3 protein-coding genes and 1 pseudogene are annotated in these 3,470 nt (G+C 67.5%); 1 reads left to right on the forward strand and 3 read right to left on the reverse strand.

Features of this window, described 5'->3' with window-relative positions; all coding sequences use genetic code 11:
* Positions 1-186: 186 nt before the first annotated feature.
* Positions 187-351, forward strand: coding sequence for a hypothetical protein (locus ACLL9L_RS08285; RefSeq protein WP_411284173.1), 165 nt, complete (start codon positions 187-189; stop codon positions 349-351).
* 18 nt (positions 352-369) lie between these two features.
* On the opposite strand, the gene ACLL9L_RS08290 is transcribed toward ACLL9L_RS08285, so the two are convergent.
* From ACLL9L_RS08290 to ACLL9L_RS08300, 3 genes and pseudogenes are all read right to left on the reverse strand, one after another.
* The gene (locus tag ACLL9L_RS08290) at positions 370-1,284 is read right to left on the reverse strand and encodes an IS982 family transposase (RefSeq protein ID WP_411284174.1); all 915 of its coding nucleotides are present in this window, start codon (positions 1,282-1,284) and stop codon (positions 370-372) included.
* A gap of 1,135 nt (positions 1,285-2,419) precedes the next feature.
* A complete protein-coding gene (locus ACLL9L_RS08295) occupies positions 2,420-3,181 on the reverse strand; it encodes a ribonucleotide-diphosphate reductase subunit beta (protein ID WP_411284175.1) in 762 nt (253 codons plus the stop codon).
* Between the two features lie 12 nt (positions 3,182-3,193).
* Positions 3,194-3,411: pseudogene (locus ACLL9L_RS08300) on the reverse strand (rubredoxin).
* Positions 3,412-3,470: the final 59 nt, after the last annotated feature.

The following is a 3,470-nucleotide window of genomic DNA, read 5'->3' on the forward strand; positions in this document are numbered from 1 at the left end:
ACCGGATCTTTGAGGTCACGCTCGCGGCGGCCAAGGCGGCTGGGCTGGTCGGGCGCAGGCGGGTCCTGGACTCCACCCCGTTGTATGACGCGGTCGCCACCATGGACACCGTCACCCCTGATCCGCTCGGGCATCCGCGGGGTATTCAAGGCTGCTGGCGCCGACCTGAAGGCGCAGCTGCGGGCGGTGATCCGCCGCGACGATGACTACGCGACCGCGGGTAAGCCGGTCTGTGACTATGACGACCGCGCCGCCCGTAAACAGCTTGTTGATGCCCTCGCCAAGGACGGCACAGCGGTGCTGGTCGTGCCGGAGGGTCGCGAGCTGGACCCGGCCGCGACCCAGGCCTAGATGATCAATTCCAAGGGGTCAGTGGTCGTAGGCGAGTAGGGATCGTCTGACGGGCTGGCCGGTGCGGTCGTTGTGCCAGATCGCGGTGGTCATAGCCAGCAGGCGTTGCAGGACACGCACAAGGACTCCCTGTGGGGTGTGTCCTCCGTGCTGTTCCAGGTCGAGCTGTCCCTTGAGGGTGTCGAAGATCGACTCGACGCTCTGGCGCAGCGGTTTGAAGAACCGGCCGCCGGGTCGTTCAGGTTCGCCCTTGCGGGCGCGGCGCAACAGCTGGATGCCGGCGTCGGCAATGGTGGCCTCGAACGCGCGGCCGTAGTAGTTCTTGTCCCCGATCATGATCTGCCCTGGTCGGGATGCGGCCAGGGTGGGGTCGTCGTGCATCAGGTCGAGCAGGACCTGGCGTTCGTCGGCTTTCGCGCCGGTGAGCGCGAACGCGATAGGTAGGCCGTGCAGGGTCGCGACCAGATGCAGGCGCAGCCCCCAGAAGAAACGAGAATGGCTTGCGCAGTAACCGTATTCGGCCCACCCGGCCAGGTCTGAGCGTTTGACCGTCTCACGGGACCGGGCGCACTCCACCGGCGTCGAGTCGATGACCCACACATCGTCGCTCCACACGCTGGTGTCGCGGGCCAACGCACCAATCAGCCAGTTCAGCGTGGCAGCCAGCCGGCGCAGCCGCTTGTTGTAGCCCGGCTGCTTGGGCAGGTACGGAAACAGGTGACGCAGGTGGCCGTCGGCGAACCGGAGCCACCGGGCTTCGCTGGTGTGCCCGAGCAGTGCCTGCATCACCGCGAGCGTCACCATCTCGGCGTCGCAGATCATCGGGGCGATACCCACCGTAGGACGCCATGGAATCTGATGTGGATTGTCCTTGAGCAAGTCATCGCTGCGGACATACAGTGCGGTTGCAAGGGTGTCCAGGTCGGCGTCCACGAGAACCTCCGGTTCGACGTTGGGTAAGCAACGCCGATTCTGGGCACCCTTCATGCACTACCGAGCACGACACGCCAGTCGTACCCCTTGGAATTGATCATCTAGTGGAATGACGCATTTGGACAGTCGACTGCGGTCCGGTCGACTGCTCCGTCGGCCGGTGGGGTGCAACGAGCGGCCCGCCAGCCTGATCCCGGGCTTTTCGTGGCCGCTGCGGTCGGCCGGAACGAGGACGACCGGTTCGACGCCCACGTGCCGGCCGACGTCGTGCGTTCGTACTCCGCCGGCCGGATCCGTGCTGGTCAGCACCCAGGTCGTGCTGTTCCGCGCGTACCGGGCCGGCCGCGACCTGGACACCCGCCGGGTCGCGCTCGCCGACCGGCTGCGTGCGCCTACCGTTCTGTCGTCGGCCTGCCCGTCCCGTCCGGGTTGGTGGCCCGGACGGACGAACCGGTCGGTGCGAGCGTGCGGGCGAAGCTGCGAGCGACATCGGTGACTCAACTCCGTCATTATTGGGCGCTCTCCGCAGCGAAGCCGGGACGGCGGCTTCTGATCCGTGTCGGTGAGTGATCTTCGCGGATTCGTCCGTGTTTGAACAACGGTCGCAGTCTGTAGTGGGCGAAGTTGCGGAATCCGCGGGCGCTCCGTTTGGACCTTTAGTGCTGCAGGGCCTCGCCGCCGCTGCTGGCCCCGCAGAACCCGGGCCAGATCCAGAACGTGTTCACCGGAGCGGAGCGGGCGCGGACCTTCGGGATGTTCGGCACGACCGTCGCCCTGTTCACGGCGTCGGGCCCGCTCGCCGGCGGGTTGGTCCTGAATCCGGCGGGCGGCCCGGAACCGGACGGCTGGCATCTGATCTTTCGTGAACCTACCCATTGAGATGCTGGTGCTGGTGCTGGTCGCTTGGTTGCTCTCACGCGTGCCCGGCTCCGGGCGCGGGCAGCGGGACATCGACTCCGGGCGTCGCGAATGGCCAGGTACCCGCCGCACGACCAGCCCGGTACTTCTACCCGCCCCGCATCACGGGCAAGCCGGTATCGCCCCGACGACGCGGGCGTTGGCGCCACCAGCCCGCTTTTCGGGGGCTGCCCAGGCGATGCAAGGGCGGTGACGCCGAACACGATCTTCATGGGGGTTACCAGAACTTGATACCGGTGGCCTTGAGCCGGCGCCGGTGCTGCCGCACTGCGGTCTCGATCGCATCGACTGTAATGAGGTGCCCCCACACCTTGGCGGCGGTCTCCCCTTGTTCGAGCAGCGCGTCCGCCTCGTCCCGGCCGATCGCGGCGTTCTGAACGACGCGCGATCCGAACCCGATATGCCAGCGCTCGTCACGGAGGACCAGCTCCATCCCCCTGCGAACACCCGGTAGCCCGACGGACAGGCCCTCGAGCACGTCGAGCATCGCGTGCTGTCCCGCCAGGAGGACCACGCCCTCGATCACCATGTGGTAAAGACCGACCGCGGCGATCAGGCCCTCATGGTCCTCGGCGAGCCGCTGGGCGGTGGCCGGCAGGCGCTCCTCGAACAGGTCGATGAGCTCGGTGCTGACGTGGGCGCGCAGGGCGCCCCGCCGTGCCGCGGGGTTGGCCCCCGGGACACCGGCGACCTCGGCGCAGACGAGGTCGAAGAAGCGGGCGTGGCGCGCCTCGTCGCGGGCCTGGGCGCGGAAGGCTGCCGCCATCGAGTCGTCGGACGCAGCCGCCTGGTAGGAAGCGAGCTGCCGGGACACCGATGTCTCGGCGATGACGAAGCCTGCGATCAGTCCGAGGACCTTGGCGTTCTCGGCGTCCGTGAGCTGCGGCCAGGCCTCGCGGTCGGCTGAGAAGTCGATGTCCATCTCGTCCCACTGCAGCGTCTCGGCGAGTTGCACGAAATTGTCGTATCCGGTGATCATGACTCAGCGTCCTCAGTCCTCCGGGAACTCTCCCGGCTCCAGCTCGCGGAAATCCGCCTTGGTGGCACCACAGATGGGGCACATCCAGTCGTCAGGGATGTCCTCGAAGGGCGTCCCGGGTCGATGCCGCTGTCCGGGTCACCCCCCTCAGGATCGTAGATGAATCCGCAGGGCTCGCAGATCCCCCTCGCGCTCTCCGGCTTGGCCTGTGTCTGTCCGCTGACGCTCATATCCTGGCCGTTGCTCCCGGAGGGGCCCGAGATCACCTCGAGCCACGGGTGAGGCACGA

The sequence above is a fragment of the Lapillicoccus sp. genome, from assembly GCF_046595215.1.
Lineage (GTDB): Bacteria > Actinomycetota > Actinomycetes > Actinomycetales > Dermatophilaceae > Lapillicoccus.